Here is a 24,035-nt window from a genome sequence, read left to right as displayed (position 1 = left end):
AATTTGTGAATAACAATATGGGATATTGATTCGATATCTTTACATATTATGGAAATTATTTATGGCTAGCAGCTTAAAATTATTCTTAAAACCATACCTAAGACCATTAATGGCAGGTTTATTTATAGCCGGCATAATCAGCAGTTTTGACGGTCAGGCACGCAACCAGTGCAATTATGCTAATGAAAATATGTTCAACAAAATGACACCCGTCTCTTTCGGAACTATTGTCATTTCCAGAGATCACCCTCTCGGAACCACCATCGGGGAAATCCGTCTCGATCAAGTAAATGACCAAGGCGATATCGCGGTTTGTTATCAGCCGTTGCCGGCTTCGTGGGATGCGCCTGATTTTATAAGAGCAAACTATAATAATGACGCTATTTATGAATCCGGTGTCCCCGGCGTGGGAATACGTATTAATACCTGGGGGCCGGGTTACGGCATTGACTGGTTGCCCAGAAGAGTGGAACGCCCTGCCACCTGTAATTCAACAAAATATACTTATCAAAATGGACTACTCTATTGCGGAAGTACATTGGGTTATTTAACCGTGCAATTAATCAAAATTGCGCCTAGCACAGGCTCAGGAGACACTCATAGACAGGTATTAACCAGAGCCAGAGTAGGCCATAAATCTATTAATACTTTTTATTTGGAAAATACTCACATTGTGACTCAAGGGTGTTCTCTTAAACAGAACACGACTTTTGTTAATATGGGAGATATCAGAAAAAGTGAATTTCGGGGGATTAATAGTACTGCCGGTACCCAAAGTTTCGATCTGGGATTAGATTGCGATGCAAATCTTGATGTTCAAGTCTTGTTAGATGGGCGCCCTGCCAAGAGCAACACCAACAATATTTGGGCGTTGGATTACAGTAGTGACAACGTCACGGCAACGGGTGTCGGTTTACAGATCTTATATCGAAACCGCCCCATATCAATGCGCTCTCCCGTTGTATCCGATTCAACCCAGTCAGGGGGCTATATTCGAATTCCATTGAGTGCCCGTTATATCCAGACTGATACGCGAATGACTCCCGGCAAAGCAGATGCAACAGCGACAATTACGTTAACTTATCAATAAAAGCGCCCTTTCCTGTAGCCTTCATAGCAGTGTTGTTATGGGGGTTATTTGGCTGGCTGAGTTTGTTGGTTTGGTAATCAATAAGCATGTTGTAACTATAATTTGTTGTAACCGTAATTGATAGAAGGGTGAGACTCGTCTTCTAATTCAGAAATAAGTTTATGGGCTATAGTAAAACGACTAAGCCCATAAACAGCAAAATCACAAGGCGATATTTTCCATCGCCTGCAAAATACGCTTATCTGAGATGGGATACGCCGTCCCCAATTGCTGGGCAAACAGGCTAATCCGCAGCTCTTCGATCATCCAACGAACTTCTTTTACTTCCGGCAACTGTTTCTGTTGAACCGACAATTTTGCCAACCATTGTTGCCACTGGCGCTGGATATGTTCAATCCGGCTCATATGTGCCCTATCTTTGTTAGGATCAACCGCCAATTTTTCCAATCGACGCTCAATTCCACTTAAATAGCGCAAAACATCGGCCAGACGTTTCCAACCATGAGAAGTGACAAATCCATTAAAGACCAGACCGGAGATTTGTTCTTTAATATCCGATAGCGCCAGTGCCAAGGCAATATCTACCCGCCCTTTCAGCCGTTTGTTGAGATTAAAGACCGCAGTCAGGATCTGTTCTACCTGTTTGGCAATATCCACCACAGCATCATTCAAATCAGCACGCACTTTATCCTGTAAACCGGAAAACGCCTGCTCATGCCATACCAATCCACCATTTTCTGCGATCAGCCTGTCCACACCGCAAGAGATACAGTCATCAATCAAATCCAGTACTTTTCCATAGGGATTGAAATACAGACCCAGTTTGGATTTGTTGGGTAACTTCTCATGCAGATATTTTATCGGTGATGGAATATTCAGCAATAATAGCCGCCGTGTGCCTGCCCACATGGCATTTTGTTGTTCAAATTCAGTTTCGAACAGTTTAATGCCGATACTGTCCTTTTCATCGACCAACGCCGGAAATGCCTTAACGGAATACCCCCCCCGTTTTTGTTCGTAGCATTCGGGCAATGCACCAAAACTCCAGATATGTAGCCCGCTTTGTTCTATGCCGTCATCGGCAACGGCTGAAAGCGTTTCCTGAACTTTTCCTTTCAATTTCAGTCTCAATGCTGACAAATCTTTGCTTTCAGCCAACGGTTTGTTTTTCTCACCAAGCACACGGAATGTTATTTTCAAGTGATCTGGTACTTGTTCCAACTGCCAGTCATCACGTGACACCGTCACGCCGGTCATCCGCCGCAGTTCTTTCTCAAGGCTGTCCAGTAAAGGCGCCTGAGGTTGTGTCACCCGCTCCAGAAATGCCTGTGCATAGTTAGGCGCAGGGACAAAATTACGGCGTATGGGTTTTGGCAATGATTTAATTAGCGCAACCACCAATTCATGGCGAATGCCCGGAATTTGCCAGTCAAAGCCTTCGTCCCTGACCTGATTTAATACGGGTAAAGGAATATGTACCGTCACACCATCAGCATCGGTTCCCGGTTCAAATTGATAACTCAACCGGAATTTCAAATTATCCTGATACCAATAATTCGGATAATCCAACGCACTGACTTTGTTGGCATCTCCCTTGATCAACATGCTTTTTTCAAAGTTGAGCAATTCCGGCTGATCTTTACTGGCTTCTTTCCACCAGCGATCAAAATGACGCGATGAAACAACGTCTTTGCCAATTCTCTGATCATAGAAACTGAACAAAATTTCATCATCAACCAGAATATCCCGCCGACGAGATTTGTGTTCCAGCTCTTCCACTTCTTCACGCAATTTTAAATTAGTGCGGAAAAAGGAATGACGGGTTTGCCAATCCCCTTCAACCAGAGCATGGCGAATAAAAAGCTCACGGCACAACATAGGATCTATTTGGCTGTAATTGACCAGACGCCCGACCACAATCGGCAAGCCATACAAGGTCACTTTTTCTGTTGCCATCACCGCGCCCTGAGATTTCTGCCAGTGCGGTTCACTATAGTGTTTTTTGATTAAATGGGTCGCCAGAGGTTCTACCCATTCAGGCTCAATACGCGCAGCAATGCGCCCCCACAAGCGGCTGGTTTCCACTAATTCAGCAACCATCCCCCATTTAGGCGGCTTTTTAAATAATCCGGAACCGGGAAAAACCGAAAAACGGGCATTCCGTGCACCGGTATATTCTTGTTTATCCGTGTCTTTCTGACCAATATGGGATAACAATCCTGTCAGCAAGGCAATGTGGATACTGCGATAATCCGCTTCCTGACTGTTGATCGGCAAACCAATCTCTTTCACCACTTGCCGTAGTTGAGTATAAATATCCTGCCATTCCCTGACGCGAAGATAGTTCAGGTAATCTTGCCGGCAAAGTTTGCGGAATTGGGCGCTGGACAGCGCTTTCTGCTGTTCCAGCAGAAAATCCCACAACGTCAGGAAGGCAATGAAATCTGAATCCTTGTCCGCAAAACGACGGTGTTTTTCATCAGAAGCCTGCTGTTTTTCCAACGGCCTTTCCCGTGGATCTTGAATCGACAGCGCGGAAGCAATCACCATCACTTCGCGAACACAACCCTGTGCCCTGGCTTCCAAGACCATGCGCGCCAAGCGGGGATCGATAGGCAACTGAGCCAACTGCCGTCCCATTGGCGTTAATCGGTAAGCGCCATCTGACAATGATTCAGGATCAATCGCCCCTAACTCTTCTAACAGACGAACACCGTCTTGAATGTTGCGCTTATCCGGTGCTTCAACAAATGGAAATGCGCTGACATCGCCTAAGCCAATCGATGTCATCTGCAAAATAACGGAAGCCAGATTGGTTCGCAGAATTTCAGGATCAGTAAATTCCGGGCGTGATAAAAAATCCTCTTCCGAATAGAGACGAATACAAATCCCGTCCGAAACACGGCCACAGCGCCCTTTTCGCTGATTAGCCGATGCCTGCGATATCGGTTCTATCGGCAAACGCTGGACTTTGGTTCGATAGCTGTACCGGCTAATACGTGCAAAACCGGCATCGATCACGTATTTGATACCCGGTACCGTCAGCGATGTTTCCGCCACGTTGGTGGCCAGAATAATGCGACGACCAACATGAGGCTGGAATATGCGGTTCTGTTCGCTGTTAGACAACCGGGCAAAAAGCGGCAAAATTTCAGTATGCAGGAAATTTTGCTTGTTGAGTGCATCCGCGGTATCACGGATCTCCCGTTCACCGCTCATGAAAACCAGTATGTCACCTGCGCTTTCACGCCCCAATTCATCCACTGCGTCAATAATGGCCTCAAGCTGATCCCGCTCACTGTGACTATCATCACCAACCACCGGGCGATAGCGCACTTCTACCGGATAAGTCCGCCCGGAGACTTCAATAATCGGTGCCTGATTAAAATGGCGGGAGAAACGTTCCGGATCAATGGTTGCAGAAGTAATGATGATTTTCAGATCAGGGCGTTTAGGCAGTAATTGACGCAGGTAACCGAGGATAAAATCGATATTCAGACTGCGTTCATGAGCTTCATCGATAATTAACGTGTCATATTGTAATAACAACCGATCTTGCTGCAATTCTGCCAACAGGATACCGTCAGTCATCAATTTAACTAACGTGTTGTCACTGACCTGATCATTAAAACGGACTTTGTAACCGACGGTTGAACCCAGCGGCGTTTCCAATTCATCCGCAATGCGATTAGCCACAGAACGTGCTGCCAAACGACGGGGTTGGGTATGGCCAATTAGCCCCTTAACGCCCCTTCCCAACTCAAGGCAGATTTTGGGGATTTGGGTGGTTTTACCCGAACCCGTTTCCCCGGCAATAATGACCACCTGATTATCCCGAATGGCCTGATAGATATCGTCTTTTTTCTGGCTCACCGGCAGGTTTTCAGGATATTGGATTGCAGGACATGCCGTCTGACGATTGATGACTTTCTGTTTTGCCGTAGCGATATCCACGGCAATGGATTGTGTTACCGCCTGCAAGGAGACTTGATTCTTAATTTTTGCTGCTCCATGCAGACGTTTTTTTAAACGGAACTGATCGCGCAGCGGTGTGTGATCAAGTTCAGCGAATAATTCAGCAAATGGTGCTGTCAAAGGTGATTCCACGTGATAAATCCTTGTGACGTTCTTAACTGACTAGCGCTGTTTTTGCAGGCTCAGGGGATTGTTTTTTATAGCTTAACAATGAGAAGTGTAACATATCTTGTGCAACTCCATATATATTCTCCACCTCGTCAATGGTTCAGGCGAAGCTCCCTATCCGTGATAATATTTTCCCTGTATTGATTCAATGAATTTGAACGAATATCTCAAAATATTGAGCTATTTGCTGAATAACTCTCTGTATAAGATGTGATGCACAAACAATATTATCAATGAAGTTATTAGGATCTTAGATAACTGAGGAAATAGAGAATGAGTAAAGTACTGGTTCTGAAATCCAGCATCCTGGCACAATATTCCCAAAGCAGTAAACTGGCCGACTATTTTATTGAAACGTGGTTAGCTGGCCATTCAGAAAGCAGCATCACCACCCGTGATCTGGCTGAAAACCCGGTTCCGGTACTCGATGGGGAGTTAGTCAGTGCCTTGCGTCCAAGCGATGCCGCACTGACCGAGCACCAAAAAACCGTATTGGCGCTGTCAGATGAGTTGGTTAGCGAGTTAAAAACACATGATGTTATTGTCATCACTGCGCCAATGTATAACTTCACTATCCCTACTCAATTAAAAACCTATTTTGATCTGATTGCCCGTGCGGGAGTGACTTTCCAATATACTGAAAAAGGCCCGGAAGGGTTGCTGAAAGGCAAACGCGCAGTTATTTTGACCAGCCGTGGCGGCATCCACAAGAACAGCCAAACAGATGTGATGACACCCTATTTACGCACTTTCCTTGGATTTATCGGTATTACCGATGTGGAATTTGTCTTTGCTGAAGGTTTGGCGCTGGGGGCAGAATCTGCCACCCAAACCCATCAGAATGCCCGTGACACGATAGATAATATCGTCGCGAAAATGGGGCAAAAGCAACCCGAAAAAATCGTGGCTTAATATCGTTCCCAAAGAGGCGCGCCAACCAGCGCGCTTATTTCCGCACCCAGTGACCATTAATGCCGAGCACATATTCTCCTGACGCTGCACGGTGTACCAATTTTTCGCCTGTTATTTTGGCAACTTGCCCTGCCGTCATGTTATTTTGGGCCGCAATCTCAGCGTATTTCTTTTGCCGCTCGTCGTTAATTCTTTTAACCACCGATTGAGCATCTTGGGTATTTTTGACCAAACCCAGATAGCCACTGAATGTCTCACCCACCAGCCCTTGTTGTTTGGCTTCACCCAGCGTCATGCCCACGGCAAAGGGACTGAATAACAGGCTCAACAGCAGTATCACGCCTACTTTTTTCATATTCTCATCCTTAGAATAAATTAGCGTTGTTTTTGAGCATATCTTCAATTTGCCTGTCGACCTTAATATGAATTTCATGCTCAATTTTCACGTTCATGTTGATGTTAATGGGCTTATCCGGTGTCGCCACTTCCAGTCTGACACAGCCCACTAATGCCATACTGAGTAAGGCCACATTGACCAGCATCACCCCTATTCTAACCGTTGGCAACTTGAAGCCGATATGCTTTATCATTTATCACTCCTACCCATTACAGATATATTTTTCTGTAACCATTCTTCCAGATTACTGCCAAAACGCAGGCTGCGCCATAACTGAAAAACGTTCTCCTCATGATGATAATTGAGTCTGACTTCACGTTTTCTATCTACCACGGGATTTACCCCACTGATTTCTGAATGCAATGTTAAGATCCCCAAATTATCGAGCGTCACATAGGCTTTTGAACGGCTGATTTCTAAATAACGCAGCCAATCCATTGCCATACCTGCTGATAAGTCATTTTTCCCTATAGAATCAACCGTATCTTTATCCAATCGCAATGTCAGGTAATCTTCATTGGCTACCCATCCCCGTTGAATAATCCACCGCTCATCATTTAATAATACGGGTAATTCACCACTAATTTTGCCTGACATCGCCATTTGTTTGACTTTTAATACGCCAAACAATTTGCTCAAATTGAGTTTGTTAAACCGTAATACAGCCGCTTCTTTTTGTGGGATCTGTAATTGACCCATTTCCAATTTACCATCCAGTATATCCACATTCACATTGGTCAATTTCAATGGCTGCGTATCCGTTGCCGGATAGTAGCCCAACAGATCGGCGGTCACATTTTGCATATCAAACAGCCCCTTAATGGCTTTGATCCGCAACTGGACGGGAGATCCCAACCCTAATTGCCATGTGTGCTCCTGCAAACGCCAGGGCAACACAAAATCCAGGCCACTAACTTCCCCGTTTTTCAGCCACATGCCCGCGTTTTTCACCACCCAATGACCGCCCGCACGTAATCCCTGCCCCTTTGCAGCAGAGAAAGCGGCTTGAGCATAAATATTTCCACCCAGCACGGTAATACCCAGTTCTGGCGGGATCAGAGATTGAAACGCTACTAAAGATTGTCTCGGCCACCGGGCTTCTCCCCTCAATCGCTCGCCATCCCAGCGACCATAAAAGGGAATTGGGCCAATGCCAGCGGAGTACAGTTTGCCATTCAACATAAAGTTATCCGGCGACGCCCCTGTCAGCGTGGCTTTGAAATCAAAGGCAGGCAGAAAACCGCCGGAACGAAATTCGGTTTTCTGGGCAGATAACTGCAAATCTCCCGCTAAATTAGGTCGATTTGCCGCACGCTCCCAAGTTAACGGCTGAGTCAGTTTTAAACGCGGTGCTTGCATCTTAATAAGGCCATATTGGATCGAATCAAAGCCGGTATTTAATGTCTCCACCATTATCTGTGATTGATTCCAGCTTCCCTTGCCCGCAATATCCCATTTCGCTTGTAACGGTGGTAATTGCCCATTCCCCCAATAACGCCAATGCCAATTTCCCTGATCGGGGATAAAATCTTTTGCGGAACCATCCAGATGTAACTTAAATTTACCCCAATAACTGTCTTGTGCCGTCAAAATGGCTTGCAGACGCCCCGTAAAACCCTCACGGGTCAGATAGGTCCCCGCCAAAGGTAATCGGACTTCTTTGATAGCCAATGTGTCACTGATCTTTCCCCATGCCCGGAACAACGCCCCGGAATGGAAAGTCACTTTAGGGTTAATCAATGGTCCTGTCATAACGGCAGGCAATGACATGGTCATCACCATCCGGCCACGGTTCATTTGCCCGGTTAGCTGAAATGGAATATGGGCATTGGTTATATTGACAGGGGTTGGTTCCACCGAAAGTACAATATTGCCTTTACCCTGCTGATTTTGAGTGACCAGATTTACCCGCCCACTGACAGACATGCCAGATAACCCTTTTTTCCACTGTTCAAGCGTGATATTTACCCTGCCAGATAATGCTTGGTTATTCTCCAACCATTGCCATTGACCATTCACTATCCGGAACTGAGATTCATCGAATAACCAAGGTAATTCGGCCAATATTTGCTGATTTTTTTCTGCAATAACCGTGAGTTGTCCATGTTGTCCCTGCCATTTTAATGCCAGTTGTAATGGGTCGGGATATTGGCTTAAAGATAAATGCGCGATGATTTGGCCTTGTTCCGGCAGCGTTGCCGTATTCACGGGTAATGCGATATCTCCATTCAGGGAAATCACCTGTTCAGGTAACTTCATGAAAAAATGCTGAACAATGAGATGTTGTCTATCGGTAAGATGCGCATCGAGTTTTAATTTTTCGCCTTGATAAGAGAACTTTTGCCCCTGAGGTGATGAACTGAATTGGAGTTTGCCGGCAAACGCTTGCCAGGGCAAAAGGGCCAGACGATCAACCGTAATATTCATTGCCGGGATCGCGGATAATATCGCTTGAACAGAGAATGGGGCTGATGGTTTTTCTGTTGCAGGCAGTTTCGCCAGGCACTGACTCTGGCTGTCAATATTGGCAGCATGAATATTCCAGTGGCGATCGTCACGATTTTCCCCGGATAAATACGCCACAGAGAGTCCGGAGACGTTCATCCACTCACACTCTTTTGCCTTTAATGACAGTTCATCGAACCATAATGTACTGTTTGTCCACCGAGGTTGACTCAAAGAAAAAGTCACGCCCTGTGGCAACCAATGACTGGCAATCAATGGCAACCAGCGTGGAAGCGTATACCATCCCACCAGCACTAACAACGTCAGCAGTATCACCATTACTGCAAACACTTTGAGTATCTTTGCCATTAATTCCTTATCTCTTCTTTTCAACCTGAGAACGACTTCCTGTTATGATAATCTCATATCAGGCTCTAAGCCGATTTATGATAGAAGCTATCACTATGAATAGCTTATCAGGCGATTTATTCGAGTATAGCGAAAGATACGCTTAGAACCTTCAATAGACATCATTATTGCCACTGCCGGCATTTTTTGCAGCAAAGTGAATTTAATGAATGGCTCGAATGATTCTGTAGTTACCGTATGGTGGAGATGTTGTTATGAAATTGGTTGTTTACAGTACAAAGCAGTATGACCGTAAGCATTTTGAAATGCTCAACCAAAAAATGGGCTTTGACTATCATATCGAGTTTTTTGATTTCCCCTTAAGTCCACAGACGGCCAAAAATGCCATTGGTGCGGATGCGGTCTGTATTTTTGTCAATGATGATGCCGGGCGGGAAGTGCTGCAAGAATTGGCCGAAATGAACATCAGAATTTTGGCATTACGCTGTGCCGGATTCAACAATGTCGATCTGGATGCAGCGAAAGAATTTGGTATTCAGGTTGTTCGAGTACCGGCTTATTCGCCTGAATCGGTTGCGGAGCATACCGTTGGCTTAATGCTGTGCCTTAACCGACGCATTCACCGTGCCTACCAACGTACCCGCGATGCTAATTTTTCCCTTGAAGGATTAACCGGTTTCAATATGTACAAACGTACCGCAGGCATTATCGGAACGGGAAAAATCGGCATTGCTACGTTACGGATTTTGAAAGGCTTCGGTATGCGTTTACTGGCGTATGACCCCTATCCCAATCCTGAAGCGGTGAATATGGGCGTGGAATTCGTGGATTTAGATACATTATACGCTGAATCTGATGTGATCTCCCTGCATTGCCCCATGACACCAGAAAACCATCACTTACTGGATGAAACGGCATTCAACAAAATGAAAGATGGCGTGATGATCATCAATACCAGCCGAGGCGCGCTGATTGATTCCGTCGCTGCCATTAATGCACTAAAACAACAAAAAATTGGCGCATTGGGTATGGATGTTTATGAAAATGAAAGGGATTTATTCTTTGAAGATAAATCAAATGACGTTATCCAAGATGATATCTTCCGCCGTTTATCTTCTTGTCATAATGTCCTGTTCACTGGTCATCAGGCATTTTTAACCGAAGAAGCCTTAACCAGCATCAGTGAAACAACTTTACAAAATATCCAACAATTAATTTCCGGAAAGCCTTGCCCAAATAGTGTTGAATAAAGAATAAAGATCACCAATCACCGCACCAACATTACCCCGTATCGGCTGGGTAATTCATGGCATGAAACAATAAAACCTCGCTTTGGCGAGGTTTTAGCACTCATTTCTCTTATTTTTTATCGGCTTATGACAACAGGATGCCAATTGTCAATGTTACAGTAATCCAAACCCCTACAAACGCTACATAGCTCATCAATCTGTTTTTCATTTTGCTTTCCCTCATTATCAAACAAACATCCATAGCTGCACAGTAGTGGCCTTAACTGTCTGACGTAGAAAACAGACAAACCGTATTTAATATATATTAGGTATGCAGCATAAGTTCCATACTAATATTTATTACAGCGGGTATTAAATTAGCTAGGTTGTTGTAGCAATAAGACAATGCTTAGGTAATCAGACTAACCAGAATAAGAAAGTTAAGCCATACAGGGTGTCAATGCGTTTTCTCAATCACTCGCCTGAGCCGGATTCAGTTCTCGGTTTTTCAGGATATAACGATGCACTCCAGTTACTGTATGTACAAACAAATACTGCAGGATCCCTGTCTGAAAATGGCACAGCCATGGATTTGATTTTTTCCGCCAACTGAATAGATTCCATCGTCGAATAACCAATATACGTTCCACTCGGCAAGCGATGCCATTTCCCATTAGGAAAACGGATAGATTGGCTGAATTGATTCGCCGTCATCCTTTTATGTAATTTATCATAACCCTCAAGGCCTGTGCCATAAAGCTCCACACGAATCAAATAACTTGCCATTTTTCTTTCCTTGTTTTGACGATTGAACAAACAAGTTATCAGATTTTCTTTACTGTTAAAAGTCAGAAAAATGGGGAAAAAACCCGCCGGAGCGGGTTATTAAGGATAGGGTTTAATTACAGCCCATATATTCTCACAATTACCACTCTAACTACATTGCCATTTAACGCGACAGCCTGATTGTACGCATTGGTAGAAAATTGACCTAAAAAGTCAGCCGCAGTGGCCAGGTTCACATCAATATCCAGAGAAATCTGCGAGCTAACTATAACGGCATTGTTATTATCAAGGCCGTTATAAGTAATAATATATTTACTCATACATTTACTCCTTCATTTTGTTTTGTACCCACGACAACACTACATTGCGTATTTTTCTTTTGCCATTCCATTAATTAGCTGTTGGTTATAAGGTTTGTTTAACGCCATCCGTGACGTGGGATTGCGGCTGCCACTCTAATCTCCCCGCGATGCGGGGAAATAATTACTTAGGCCTGTTAAGGATATGATCTTCCCAATCCACCACATCCGCTTCACGCACCGCGATATACCGGACAGAAATACGCGCCGCATGCATGGCCGATTTTGAACCACTGACTAATGGATGCCACGGAAAAAGCCGTTTTCCCTCGCCAATCAGACGATAGGCACAGGTCTTTGGCAACCATTCAAACGTATTCATATTTTCACGGGTTAATTTGATACAGTCAGGTTCGTACCTGAAACGATCTTCATAATTCTTGCACTGGCAGGTTTTAATATTCAGTTGATTGCAGGCAACATTGGTGAAATAAATTTCATCCGTGTCCTCATCTATCAACTTATTCAGGCAGCATTGGCCACAGCCATCACATAATGCTTCCCACTCTTGATCGGTCATTTGTTCTAAGGTTTTCACCTGCCAGAAAGGTTGGGACATAATTTCTGTCGTTCCTCGTGGTTAAATCACTCTGGTTGTTAAGACATGTTCATTGAGCGAAACGCCTAATATATCACCAGATTGCAGTGGCCCCACGCCTTCAGGCGTTCCCGTCAAAATAATATCGCCCGGGCGCAGGGTAAAAAAGCGTGACATATAGCTAATCAACGGGATGATAGGTGTTCGCATGTCACTCGTATTACCGTTTTGGCGCAATGCGCCATTGACTGTCAACGAAAGTTGGGCATTTTGTGGATCACCAAAGGCATTGACCGGAATAAACCCCGATATCGGGCAGGATCGGTCAAATGCTTTACTTTTTTCCCACGGTTGCCCCGATTGTTTAAATTCGCGCTGCAAATCACGTAATGTCAAATCCAACGCAACGGCAAAGCCTGCAATCGCCTGACTGACTCGCTCCTCATTGGCATTCTTGAGTGTCGAGCCAATCAAAACAGCCAATTCTATTTCATGGTGTACAGAGCCCAATTCCTGCGGGATGAAAACAGGCTGGCACAGATCACACAGCGCCGTTTCAGGTTTGATAAATATCACAGGCTCTTCCGTCGATTGGGAGCCCATCTCTTTCATATGCTTGTCGTAATTACTGCCGACACAAACGACTTTATTAGCAGGAAAGTCCAATAATACGCCCTGCCAATCCCGATGCTGGTACATAACATTGTTCCTTTATCTTGTTTTCAGGAGCTGATTTTCAACGAGCGAGAAAATGAGTACGCTGCATAATACCGTCCGCCATCATACCAACACTGAGCGCAAAATAGTAAGAACGATTCCAGTGCATGATAGTGCGGAAATTTTGGGTTACCCAAAATGCCCGTTGTGCCGAATCATCGGGGATGACTATCCAACCTTTGGTATTTGCAGGCAGGTTAGCAAAATGGGGGGATGAAATGCCCAATGCCTGCCATTGGGTGATGGTTTTTCCCTGTTCTGGCTTAATGCCCTCCAAGGCTGTATTAAAGCCCGCAGGTAACGAAATAGCATATCCCCAAGGTAAATCCTGTTTCCACCCTTCCTTATGCAAGTAATTGGCCGTCGAAGCAAATACATCGTCTTTATTGTGCCAAATATCAATTTTGCCATCACCATTGCCATCAGCGCCATACGTTAAGTAAGAGCTTGGCATAAATTGGCTTTGCCCCATTGCGCCAGCCCAAGAGCCTTTTAACGTCTGGTCTTCATTAATATATTGATTTTCAATGATTTCTAACGCTGCCAATAACTGTTTAATAAAAAACACCTCTCGGCGACCTTCAAAAGCCAGCGTGGATAATGCCGAAATGACATCTTCTTTTCCCTGAAATTTGCCAAAACCGCTTTCTAAGCCCCACAAAGCAACAATATAGGCTTTGGGCACACCGTATTGGCGGCTGATCTTCTCTAACCGGGGTTTATTATCTTCATATTCCTTGACCCCCTGTTCAATCTTCCAGACTGACAAAACACGATTCAGGTAACCATCCAGCGTGATTTTTTTCTCTGGTTGATTACGATCCGCTTTAATGACACGCGGAATAAAATGGATATTGGCAAAGGCCTGATCCAAGGTCTTTTCACTGATCCCCTGCGTCAGGGCTTGCTGCTTCAGCAAGGCCACATAAGCAGGAAACTGTGATGGCTCACGGGAGTTCAAGGGAAAATCGTGTTCCAATGTCCTGACTTCTGCTTGAGAACGTGACGTCAACTCGGATTGATGGTGTAATTGTTTACCACTTGATGTACTGCACCCTGCCAGCAAAGTTGCCGTCAATAACGTTATTCCGGTGATTAATTTCATAAATCAGTGCCCCTTCAATTCAGGATCAAGCCATTGCCAGCAATTTTTATCGGTTAGATGGATGGTTTAGATGAGTTGTCTGATGCCAGATGTTCACTGAGCAAACTGCCCACTGGCGGTGGTACTTGCAGATAAAACCCTTGTTCACGCAATGCAGTTTTCACTTTTTCAATATCCGCATTTGCCAGTTTTTTTCTTTCCGATAATGAAATCATCATTGAATATTGAGGTTCACCAAATGTTTTTAACAGGTCTTCAGGAACGCGTGAAAAATCACCTCTTCTTTCAATATACAGATAAGTTTGGTCACGTTTTAGGCTTCTGTAGATTACACAAATCATTGTCATAAACTCTTTTAAATTAACTCTGCGACTTGCTTGAATAATTCACTAACTATAACATGCTTATTATATTTAAGAATATCGTCTCCCAGAGGCGGTTCTGGGAAAATGTTTGTGTAAACGAAATTGTGTAAACGAATTCGTGTAAATCACTTTTGGGAAACTTAACCTTGCTGAGTCAAAATATCGATGTCACAGTCGCCAATTGAGCTAAAAGGCAGTAATTTTACGCTTTCGGTCGTCCATTTGTATGATGACCAGCCGGAAGTTATTCATAAAGCCATGCAGGAAAAAATGGCGCAAGCCCCTGAATTCCTGAAAAATGCGCCCGTTGTTATCAATATATCTGCGCTGCCTGTTGGCGCAGATCTCGGTGCACTCCACCGGGCCATTGAGTCAGTGGGATTGCGTATCGTTGGCATCAGTGGTTGTCAAGATGAAGAACAACGAAAAATTGTTCTGAAATCTGAACTCCCTTTATTGAAAGAAGGTAAAAGTCAGAAAGTTCTTACTAAAGAAAATAAGCCGACTGAACCTATTTTCAAAAAAACTCGTATAATTAATACGCCTGTTCGTTCAGGACAAAGAATTTATGCACCAAACAGTGATCTTATTGTGACAAATAATGTGAGCGCTGGTGCTGAATTAATCGCTGATGGAAATATTCATATATATGGTGTGCTGCGTGGACGAGTGTTAGCAGGCGCATCTGGTGATCAAGAAAGCCAGATTTTCTGCACCCATTTAAACGCTGAACTCACCTCTATTGCAGGTCAATATTGGCTCAGCGAAAAAATCCCAGAGAATTTTGTTGGCAAAGCAGCAAAATTGCGTCTGGTGAACAATGAATTAACTATTGAAACTTTAGTCTAGCCCTTATAACAAGGAATCGCTTCATGGCACGCATTATTGTTGTTACATCTGGTAAAGGTGGCGTTGGCAAAACCACTTCAAGCGCGGCCATTGCTACCGGTCTCGCCCAAAGAGGAAAAAAAACCGTTGTTATCGATTTTGATATCGGTTTGCGGAACCTCGACCTCATCATGGGATGTGAACGCCGTGTGGTTTTCGACTTCGTGAACGTCATTCAAGGTGATGCCAGTTTGAATCAGGCACTGATCAAAGATAAGCGCACCGATAATCTCTACATTCTGCCTGCGTCCCAAACTCGTGATAAAGAAGCCCTGACTCGGGAAGGCGTTGATAAAATTCTGAATGAATTGGATCAACAAGGATTTGAGTTTATTATCTGTGATTCACCCGCCGGTATTGAAAGCGGCGCATTAATGGCACTCTATTTTGCCGATGAGGCAATTATCACGACAAATCCAGAAGTTTCTTCTGTTCGTGACTCTGATCGTATTTTAGGTATCTTGGCATCCAAATCACGCCGTGCAGAGAAAGGTAAAGATCCGATTAAAGAACATCTTCTGCTGACCCGTTATAATCCAGGGCGCGTGAACCGCGGCGATATGCTAAGTATGGAAGATGTACTGGAAATTCTGTGTATTCCTTTGCTTGGTGTCATTCCAGAAGATCAATCGGTTCTCCGCTCATCCAACCAAGGGGAACCCGTCATTTTGGACAAAGATTCTGACGCGGGTAAAGCATACGAAGACACGGTTTTACGTTTACTCGGTGAAGAACGGCCTTTCCGTTTCATCGAAGAAGAAAAAAAGGGCTTTTTAAAACGCCTGTTTGGGGGGTAACGCATGGCTTTGTTAGATTTCTTCCTGTCGAGAAAAAAACCGACGGCCAATATCGCCAAGGAGCGGCTACAAATCATCGTGGCAGAGCGGCGCCGTGGTGACTCTGAGCCTGCCTATTTGCCCGAAATGAAACGGGATATCCTGGCTGTTATTTGTAAGTATGTGCAAATTGATCCAGACATGCTTTCTGTGCAATTTGAGCAGAAAAATGATGACATTTCTGTACTGGAGCTTAATGTCACCTTACCTGAGGTTGAAGAATCGACAAAATAACCGGATCAAATCACGTTATTTAATTTAATACGGTGATTTTTCGAGAATAATAAATCGGGGTGCAGTAGTATCCCGATTTAAGATCCAGAATGAGAAATACCTATCTATAAGACAAGATGGCAAAACAAAATACAAACATTCTTTTTACCTAATAATACGCATTAAATATCAAAGAAAAGCGTATTCATATTATTTGCAGTAGTAACAGCACAAAACAATCTGACTTCTTACTCCCCTGCCTGTATATCAAACAGGAGAGCAAAATGACATCGCTTAAAGAGAAAAACCGTGACCGTTATTGCACTAATATCATTGCACTAATGCCATTGAATTCGAGGTATTACTCCGAATAGTTTGCCAATATTTCAGCCATAGGTTCAGCCAGCAGCTTACCACGCCAGCCCCTGATTAATTCAGGTTGATACTTCGCCGATTTCAATTTCCAATGCCAACTAAGGAATTGATTGATTTGGCGACGGGAAGCCAGCAGTTCGGCACTGAAATGATGGGATTCCGCCACCTGAGTGACCAGAGATTTAATTTCCTTGAATGTCTTGCGGTAATCAGGGTAATCAATCAAATTCACAATTTGATCCGGGCATTCTTCTTCTGGAATATTCCGGCTCTCCGCCACCATCGCCAACAACCGACGACCATGACAACGAATTTCTTGCCCACTCAATCCCAGCGCACCTAATTCGCCCAAAGAAGTTGGCATATAACGGGCAACTTGCCATAAATTTTCTTCACGGATCACAAAATTAACCGCCAGATCACGCTCCCTCGCCTGATTTAAACGCCATGCGGCTAACTTTCTCAAACAGGCCAATTGCCTTGGCCGTAATTGCCATGCGTTACCAATATCCTTATAAGCATACTCCGGCATCAATACTTCTTTACGGCGCTGGGCTATCAGATTGCTTTCATCTTTTGCCGCATCCAAATACCCCATCCGCTCTGTTTTTTCCATCAACATATCGGCGAGCGGTAATAAATGATAGACATCTGCCGCAGCATATTGACATTGCTTTTCGCTCAATGGCCGGGCCAGCCAATCCGTACGGGATTCACTCTTATCCAATTCGATATGCAAATACTCAGCAACCAGTGTCGCAAAGCCACATGATATGGGATGACCAATAAATGCAGCCAATACCTGAGTATCAATCATCGGTTCTGGCAAGCACTGAAAACTATTACTGAAAACCTCTAAATCTTCACTGCCAGCATGGATGAATTTTAATACGTCCGGATCGGTCAATAGCGCCCTAAGGGGCTGCCATTGCGAAATGTCGAGGGGATCAATCAGAGAAAGCTGTTCACCATCAAACAGTTGTATCAAACCTAATTGGGGGTAATACGTCCGTGTACGTACAAATTCAGTATCGAGTGCAATTCTTGCGTGTTTTTTTGCCTGCTCACAGATTGACTGCAACTGGGCATCGGTGTTAATCAACTGATAGTTCAAAACATCATTCTCTTAGCCATTCATAAGACAAGCATAACAACGCCGGTAAAAAAACCGGCGCTTTTGTTGACTGCCTATGGTTTAAAATCAATCGGATATAGCAATAAACAGGATCAATTTGTAGCAGCATTATCCACTTTTGCCAATTCTTCATTGCGCAGTTCTTTACGAAGAATTTTACCTACATTGGATTTTGGCAACTCATTACGGAATTCAATGAGTTTTGGCACCTTATATCCGGTCAGGTAACGACGACAATGCGTTTTAAGTTCATCTTCAGTCAGGCTGGGATCTTTACGCACAACAAATACTTTGACAGTTTCTCCTGAGTTCTCACTCGGAACGCCTACTGCTGCCGACTCTAACACTTTAGGATGGGAAGAAACAACTTCTTCTACTTCGTTTGGATAGACATTAAATCCTGAAACCAGAATCATGTCTTTTTTCCGATCAACAATGTGAAAAAAGCCTTTTTCATCTACGTTGGCAATATCTCCGGTGGCCAACCAACCATCTTTCAATACCTCATCCGTCGCAGCAGGGCGGTTCCAGTAACCTTTCATTACCTGTGGCCCACGCACCCACATTTCACCCACTTCGTCCGGGGAAACTTCATTACCCTCATTCCCTACCAGCTTAATGTCTGTGGAAGCAACCGGGAAACCAATACTGCCACTGTAATGGGTCAAGTTATGCGGATTGGCTGAAACCAGAGGGGAACATTCTGTCAGTCCATAACCTTCCAGTAGATGACAACCGGTCAGTTTTTGCCATTTTTCGGCCACCACTCTCTGTACAGCCATGCCGCCGCCAACCGATAAACGTAATGAGGAGAAATCCATCTTCTGGAATTCTGCATTATTCAGCCAAGCGTTGAATAGTGTGTTAACACCTGATAGCGCGGTAACACGGTAACGTGCGAGTTCCTTGACCGTACCGTGTATATCACGCGGGTTGGTAATCAACAGATTTTGCCCACCCAGTTCAATAAAAAACAGGCAGTTTATCGTCAAAGCAAAGATATGGTACAACGGTAATGCCGTTACCACCACTTCTTGCCCCGGCTTCAATAACGGAGAATAACAGGCTTTGGCTTGTTCAAGGTTTGCCAGCATATTACGGTGAGTCAGCATTGCACCTTTTGCTACCCCTGTGGTTCCCCCCGTATATTGCAGAAACGCCAAATCCTCACTTTGCACATCCGGTTTGACATACTGCATACGGTAGCCTTTATGCATCGCACTGCGGAACGAAATGGCATCCGGTAAGTGATACTTGGGCACGAGCCGTTTGACGTATTTCACGACGAAATCAACCAGGGTGCCTTTAGGCCGGGAAAGTTGGTCACCCATGCGCGTCAAAATGACGTGCTTGATTTGCGTGTTGAAGACAATCTTTTCTAAGGTATGAGCAAAGTTAGAAACGATAACGATGGCCGATGTGCCACTGTCATTAAGCTGGTGTTCCAATTCACGCGGGGTATAGAGCGGATTCACATTGACAACAATCATACCTGCACGCAGAACGCCAAACAGTGCCACGGGATATTGCAATAAATTTGGCATCATCAATGCCACACGATCCCCTTTTTTCAGCCCCAAACCATTCTGTAAGTAGGCAGCAAAGGCACGGCTACGCTCTTCCAATTTACGGAAAGTCATTACCTCGCCCATATTGATAAATGCGCTTTGATCGGCATAACGTGCCACAGCATTCTCAAACATCTCAATCAACGACGAATAACGGTCGGGATCGATTTCTGCCGGAACATCTGCCGGATAATGTTTTAGCCAAACTTTTTCCAAGTTGAATACTCCTGAAATCTAATTGCGATGTAACAACTGACCACAAATAAACAAACCAGACTTATGCATTTAACAAATTATTAACTCAGCGTACCAGTTTGAAAAGGAACAATGTTCAGGTTGGCGATGCACATCACTAATTTAATACTATCTTTAATACTATCAATTATTGCAAAAAAATAAGGCGGACTTTGCCGCCTGAATATTCTTGTTATTTATCAATTAATTAGTTAACTTATTAGCGCTTTTATTTATAATTCATTGATTATACATCAATTTACTAATTTTCTGACTCAAAGTCTTATCATTATTCCAAATGGTTATAAACTACCCCTAAATAGTGTTTCAAAATGATAGGAGTAAACCTTGTCCCCCGCGGCGCGGGGGACAAGGTTACAAACTCTCACTATTATGAAAATTTATTCCGTTAAAACCGTTTCAACGGATACAGGTTGAAGTGATGAGTAACCACGCCAAAACGGATCATAAGGATTGCCATAATAGCTCCACGGATCAGTGGCGACAGCAGAAGGAAAAATCATTCGCTGAGATTCATGCCAACGTTTCACTCCCGTGGCATTCATCACAACGTAACGATACGGGCTATTGCCGACCTTTCCTTTTTCAAGGCCAGTCATCAAACCGACAACAGTGACATAATGATCTTTAAAATCACTGGGTTCTAAGAAAGTATTCACATAAGCATAAACTCGTCCCAGAGAAGCTGTATCCAACCGTGGGGCGGCATTGCTTGCCAGTGGCATGGCAGATATTTCCAGTCGGGTCTGGTCTTTTTCATTTAAGACACTCAGTACCTTTCCGCCAAATCGCCCTTCATGCCCAATGTATAATTCAGGTGCATTTTTGACAGAAAGCAGATCCTCCACCGGTGTTTTAGTTGTTCCTTTAATAACATCAGGAACAGACACACAGCCCACAAGTACTAAGGCTCCCGCCAGTAGCACCGCTTGCAGTATGCTTCGATAGTATGTTCCATTGAGCATAAATCCTCCAATACAGAAAAATCTTTTTAAGCTAACGATAAACTTGGTTAGCCATACCCTGACTCTTTCTATACTCATGGACACTGCTTTCTGCCACAAGTTGCATGAATTTTATTGCACCTGACAGAAGCGCCTTAACGGCCCGGCAATTTTTTCCATGTCACTTCATTACGTAAGTAAACCGGTTCGGCATGCTCAACGGCGGTGGCTTCCCCCGCTTGCCACATCTGGATTGCCAGAGGCAGCATATCTTGCGCATGAGGCAACGTCATATCGCTGGCTGTCAGCGTTAAGTGGCTGTTCAATAATTGAGGATGGGCTTCCCACCCTGTTCCGGCAATCACCCATTCACCTGACAAGGAACTCATAATCTCTTGCACTTGCTCAGGTTTCAACACTGCTTCCGTTGCATCGCCTTGCCACTCACCTTGTGCATTGCGGGTATATTGTCCCCAGTAGACTTCGCCCATCCGGGCATCAATGGCAACTAAAACGTTTGTTGCTTCTTTCAGGCGAAAAGCACCTTGTGCCATTGTTTTCAGGGAAGAAACACCAATCATCGGTAATTCAGCACCCAGAGCCAGACCTTGGGCAATGCCAACACCAATCCGTACACCGGTAAAACTGCCCGGCCCGCGTCCAAACGCTAACGCATCCAATTGTTGCAGGCTCACCCCGCCTTTCGATAATACCGCTTGAACCATCGGTAAAATACGCTGCGTGTGCTCTCGTGGGGAAATTTCAAACTGTGCTTCGACAGCCCCTTCATTCCAAAGTGCAACAGAACAGGCTTCAGTTGCAGTATCAATAGCTAAAATTCGCGTGGACATGCCTTAACTCCGGCAAGATATAGAATCAAAAACAAGGGGCTATACTACCATAGCCCCAACATCATCGCCCCGTCATTTTATTCAAACTGCATTTTACTCAAACCGCGGTGGGCGTGATTTCAAAAACGCAATGGCTTTTGATAAATCACGGGTACGGGGAGCAGGAGGCAAGCTATTCAGAAAAACCTCACCGTATGGACGCATCACCAAACGATTATCACAAATCACCACAACCCCATAATCATCAATATCACGGATCAACCGTCCAACGCCCTGCTTTAAGTCAATCACGGCATCGGGAAGTTGAACTTCATTAAAGGCATCTCCGCCCTTAAGTTGACAATCTTCGATGCGTGCCTTGAGCAAGGGATCATCCGGCGCAGTAAACGGTAATTTATCAATAATAACACAGGACAACGCATCGCCACGGACATCGACCCCTTCCCAAAAGCTGCTTGTTGCCACCAGTAATGCATTACCCGCAGAGATAAACTGTGCCAGCAATTGTGTCTTACTTGTCTCCCCCTGTACCAATACCGGCAATGTCATACTGGCACGAAACTCTTCGGCCAAACCGCGCATCATTTGGTGGGAAGTGCAGAGGAAAAAACAACGCCCTTTGTTGCTTTCAATCAATGGTTTCAACATGCGAGCCAGCCATTTTGCACCACCATTTTGGTTAGGTGAGGGTAAATGACGCGGGACACATAATAACATTTGCCGTTGATAATCAAATGGACTGGGCAGAAGTAATGTTTGGGCTTGTTTCAACCCTAAGCGTTCGGTGAAATGGTTTAGCTGTTCATTGACCGACAGTGTTGCTGATGTAAAAATCCAGCAACCCGATTGTTCACGGATCATCTCACTGAATTTATCGGAGACAGATAATGGTGTCAGCGCCAGCAAAAAATGCCGCCCATAACTTTCGAACCAATAGCTGTAATTGGGTATGCTGACATCAATCAGGCGCTTAAGACGATTGCGGTAAACCGTTGCCCGTTCAAAAGCCGCATCCAACATGGCTGAACGCCCCAAAGAGAGCTTCATCACATCATAACAAAGCTCAAGGGCATCATCCAAACGCACGAATGCCCGCTGAACCTGTTGCTGTTGTAAGGCTTCTCGAAGATTGCCCCGATAGCTGTTTTCACCCAATGACAAACGAAAATCTTGCGCACTTTGGCTGAGACGATCGGCACTTTTTTGTAATTGCGCCTGATCTCGGACTTCAGTACGGTAAGCGATGATGATATCGCGTGATAAATCCATCAATTGGCGGCTGCTTAACTGCTGGCCAAAATATTGGCTGGCAATATCGGGGATCTGGTGGGCCTCATCGAAAATCACCACATCGGCCTGCGGGATTAATTCACCAAATCCGGTATCCTTAACCACCCTATCCGCCATGAATAGATGATGGTTAACAATCACCACATCCGCTTCCATCGCTTTGCGGCGGGCTTTCAGAACGAAACATTCCTGATAGCGAGGGCAATCACTGCCAAGGCAATTGTCATTGGTACTGGTGACCAACGGCCAAACAGGACTGTCTTCCGCCACTTGATGACAGGTGCTGATATCGCCTTCTTCTGTATGGGATGACCAATGCCTTAATTTGATAACTTGCGCCAATATTTCAGCTTCAAGCTGGGAATGGCCGACTGACTGTTGTTCAAGGCGTTCGAGGCATAAATAATTTGAACGCCCTTTTAATAGCGCTAAGTGGCCTGTAAAACCCAAAGCATTAACGATGGTGGGAAGATCCCGCTTGTAGAGCTGATCTTGCAACGCCTTAGAGCCTGTAGAAATAATCACTTTTTTACCGGAGCGCAAAGCAGGCACCAGATAAGCAAACGTCTTACCAGTTCCCGTCCCTGCTTCCACCACCAATTGTTGCTGTTTTTTGATCGCAACGGTAATCGCCGAAGACATTTCCCGCTGAGCATCTCGCGGCTTAAAACCCGGTATGGCTTTGGCAAGTATGCCATTTTTCGCAAAATCGTCTGACACAAGCCGTCTCTTTCAATAAAATGTGGCAGAATTATGCCAATACTGAATGGTAATAACCACCCAATTCAGCAAAAAACTGTACAAATTAACAGGAGATTTAATGACTATTAAACGCATTGATCCAGATACCCGCTGGTCAGAAGCGGTCGTTCACAATGGCACTATCTATTATACCAGTGTGCCAGAACAACTGGATGGCGATATTACGGAGCAAACCGCCGAGACTCTGGCAACCATTGATACCCTGTTACATCGTCTTGGTTCAGATAAGGGCAAAATTTTGGATGCGACGATTTTTCTGGCGGATAAGGCTGATTTTGCAGGCATGAACATCGCCTGGGATGCGTGGGTTGTTGCCGGAAGCGCGCCCGTCCGCTGTACTGTTCAGGCAGAATTAATAAACCCTAACTATAAAGTAGAAATTAAAATTATCGCCGCTTTATAATTTGTATTCATCAAACAAACATGGCATTGAAGGAGCTATAACCCCTTCAATGCCATTTTG

The 24,035-nt window shown here is 44.6% G+C and carries 22 protein-coding genes; 7 read left to right on the top strand and 15 right to left on the bottom strand.

Features of this window, described 5'->3' with window-relative positions; all coding sequences use genetic code 11:
- The first annotated feature begins 109 nt into the window (after positions 1–109).
- Positions 110–1,090 (top strand): fimbrial protein, encoded by a 981-nt coding sequence (locus tag PSI17_RS05210; protein WP_273550956.1) that lies wholly within the window; start codon positions 110–112, stop codon positions 1,088–1,090.
- A gap of 201 nt (positions 1,091–1,291) precedes the next feature.
- Here PSI17_RS05210 and hrpA read toward each other — a convergent pair whose 3' ends face one another.
- Positions 1,292–5,197 carry an ATP-dependent RNA helicase HrpA gene (gene hrpA / locus PSI17_RS05205; protein WP_273550955.1) on the bottom strand — a complete coding sequence of 1,302 codons (3,906 nt, stop codon included), beginning with the start codon at positions 5,195–5,197 and terminating at the stop codon, positions 1,292–1,294.
- A gap of 309 nt (positions 5,198–5,506) precedes the next feature.
- Here hrpA and PSI17_RS05200 point away from each other — a divergent pair, with 309 nt between their 5' ends.
- Entirely contained in the window at positions 5,507–6,145 is a 639-nt protein-coding gene (locus PSI17_RS05200; RefSeq protein WP_273550954.1) for an FMN-dependent NADH-azoreductase, read from the top strand.
- 34 nt (positions 6,146–6,179) lie between these two features.
- Here PSI17_RS05200 and PSI17_RS05195 read toward each other — a convergent pair whose 3' ends face one another.
- From PSI17_RS05195 to PSI17_RS05185, 3 genes are read right to left on the bottom strand one after another with little or no spacing between them, the layout of a single operon-like run.
- Positions 6,180–6,500, bottom strand: a complete 321-nt coding sequence (locus PSI17_RS05195) for a YdbL family protein (RefSeq protein WP_273550953.1) — start codon at positions 6,498–6,500, stop codon at positions 6,180–6,182.
- 10 nt (positions 6,501–6,510) lie between these two features.
- Complete coding sequence (locus PSI17_RS05190; protein ID WP_273550969.1) at positions 6,511–6,687, bottom strand: YnbE family lipoprotein; 177 nt, start codon at positions 6,685–6,687, stop codon at positions 6,511–6,513.
- Between the two features lie 44 nt (positions 6,688–6,731).
- The gene (locus tag PSI17_RS05185) at positions 6,732–9,356 is read right to left on the bottom strand and encodes a YdbH family protein (RefSeq protein ID WP_273550952.1); all 2,625 of its coding nucleotides are present in this window, start codon (positions 9,354–9,356) and stop codon (positions 6,732–6,734) included.
- 254 nt (positions 9,357–9,610) lie between these two features.
- On the opposite strand from PSI17_RS05185, the gene PSI17_RS05180 reads away from it, so the two are divergent.
- A complete protein-coding gene (locus PSI17_RS05180; RefSeq protein ID WP_273550951.1) occupies positions 9,611–10,606 on the top strand; it encodes a 2-hydroxyacid dehydrogenase in 996 nt (331 codons plus the stop codon).
- 453 nt (positions 10,607–11,059) lie between these two features.
- Here the strand turns inward: PSI17_RS05180 and PSI17_RS05175 are convergent, their stop codons facing one another.
- The 6 genes from PSI17_RS05175 to PSI17_RS05150 all read right to left on the bottom strand — a co-directional run bounded on the left by PSI17_RS05175 (position 11,060) and on the right by PSI17_RS05150 (position 14,431).
- Positions 11,060–11,371, bottom strand: a complete 312-nt coding sequence (locus PSI17_RS05175; RefSeq protein ID WP_273550950.1) for a DUF2622 domain-containing protein — start codon at positions 11,369–11,371, stop codon at positions 11,060–11,062.
- Between the two features lie 116 nt (positions 11,372–11,487).
- Positions 11,488–11,691 (bottom strand): hypothetical protein, encoded by a 204-nt coding sequence (locus PSI17_RS05170; protein WP_273550949.1) that lies wholly within the window; start codon positions 11,689–11,691, stop codon positions 11,488–11,490.
- A 163-nt stretch (positions 11,692–11,854) separates the two neighbouring features.
- Complete coding sequence (locus tag PSI17_RS05165; RefSeq protein ID WP_273550968.1) at positions 11,855–12,292, bottom strand: YcgN family cysteine cluster protein; 438 nt, start codon at positions 12,290–12,292, stop codon at positions 11,855–11,857.
- Between the two features lie 18 nt (positions 12,293–12,310).
- Positions 12,311–12,967, bottom strand: a complete 657-nt coding sequence (locus PSI17_RS05160; protein WP_273550948.1) for a fumarylacetoacetate hydrolase family protein — start codon at positions 12,965–12,967, stop codon at positions 12,311–12,313.
- A gap of 37 nt (positions 12,968–13,004) precedes the next feature.
- Entirely contained in the window at positions 13,005–14,090 is a 1,086-nt protein-coding gene (locus PSI17_RS05155) for a lytic murein transglycosylase (RefSeq protein ID WP_273550947.1), read from the bottom strand.
- Between the two features lie 53 nt (positions 14,091–14,143).
- A complete protein-coding gene (locus PSI17_RS05150) occupies positions 14,144–14,431 on the bottom strand; it encodes a YcgL domain-containing protein (protein WP_273550946.1) in 288 nt (95 codons plus the stop codon).
- Positions 14,432–14,620: 189 nt separating this feature from the next.
- Here PSI17_RS05150 and minC point away from each other — a divergent pair, with 189 nt between their 5' ends.
- From minC to minE, 3 genes are read left to right on the top strand one after another with little or no spacing between them, the layout of a single operon-like run.
- A complete protein-coding gene (gene minC, locus PSI17_RS05145) occupies positions 14,621–15,304 on the top strand; it encodes a septum site-determining protein MinC (protein WP_273550945.1) in 684 nt (227 codons plus the stop codon).
- A gap of 23 nt (positions 15,305–15,327) precedes the next feature.
- Entirely contained in the window at positions 15,328–16,140 is an 813-nt protein-coding gene (gene minD, locus PSI17_RS05140) for a septum site-determining protein MinD (RefSeq protein WP_273550944.1), read from the top strand.
- 3 nt (positions 16,141–16,143) lie between these two features.
- A complete protein-coding gene (minE, locus tag PSI17_RS05135; RefSeq protein WP_273550943.1) occupies positions 16,144–16,413 on the top strand; it encodes a cell division topological specificity factor MinE in 270 nt (89 codons plus the stop codon).
- A 340-nt stretch (positions 16,414–16,753) separates the two neighbouring features.
- On the opposite strand, the gene rnd is transcribed toward minE, so the two are convergent.
- The 5 genes from rnd to PSI17_RS05110 all read right to left on the bottom strand — a co-directional run bounded on the left by rnd (position 16,754) and on the right by PSI17_RS05110 (position 23,530).
- Complete coding sequence (gene rnd, locus PSI17_RS05130) at positions 16,754–17,881, bottom strand: ribonuclease D (protein ID WP_273550942.1); 1,128 nt, start codon at positions 17,879–17,881, stop codon at positions 16,754–16,756.
- A 113-nt stretch (positions 17,882–17,994) separates the two neighbouring features.
- A complete protein-coding gene (gene fadD, locus PSI17_RS05125) occupies positions 17,995–19,686 on the bottom strand; it encodes a long-chain-fatty-acid--CoA ligase FadD (protein WP_273550941.1) in 1,692 nt (563 codons plus the stop codon).
- Positions 19,687–20,105: 419 nt separating this feature from the next.
- The gene (locus PSI17_RS05120; protein ID WP_273550940.1) at positions 20,106–20,690 is read right to left on the bottom strand and encodes a Slp family lipoprotein; all 585 of its coding nucleotides are present in this window, start codon (positions 20,688–20,690) and stop codon (positions 20,106–20,108) included.
- Positions 20,691–20,824: 134 nt separating this feature from the next.
- Entirely contained in the window at positions 20,825–21,520 is a 696-nt protein-coding gene (gene tsaB, locus PSI17_RS05115; protein WP_273550939.1) for a tRNA (adenosine(37)-N6)-threonylcarbamoyltransferase complex dimerization subunit type 1 TsaB, read from the bottom strand.
- Between the two features lie 93 nt (positions 21,521–21,613).
- Positions 21,614–23,530 carry an ATP-dependent DNA helicase gene (locus tag PSI17_RS05110; protein WP_273550938.1) on the bottom strand — a complete coding sequence of 639 codons (1,917 nt, stop codon included), beginning with the start codon at positions 23,528–23,530 and terminating at the stop codon, positions 21,614–21,616.
- 100 nt (positions 23,531–23,630) lie between these two features.
- On the opposite strand from PSI17_RS05110, the gene PSI17_RS05105 reads away from it, so the two are divergent.
- Positions 23,631–23,975, top strand: coding sequence for a RidA family protein (locus PSI17_RS05105; protein ID WP_273550937.1), 345 nt, complete (start codon positions 23,631–23,633; stop codon positions 23,973–23,975).
- The last annotated feature ends 60 nt before the right edge of the window (positions 23,976–24,035 follow it).

Source organism: Xenorhabdus sp. IM139775 (assembly GCF_028598745.1).
Lineage (GTDB): Bacteria > Pseudomonadota > Gammaproteobacteria > Enterobacterales > Enterobacteriaceae > Xenorhabdus.
This window is presented reverse-complemented; position numbering and strand designations above follow the sequence as displayed.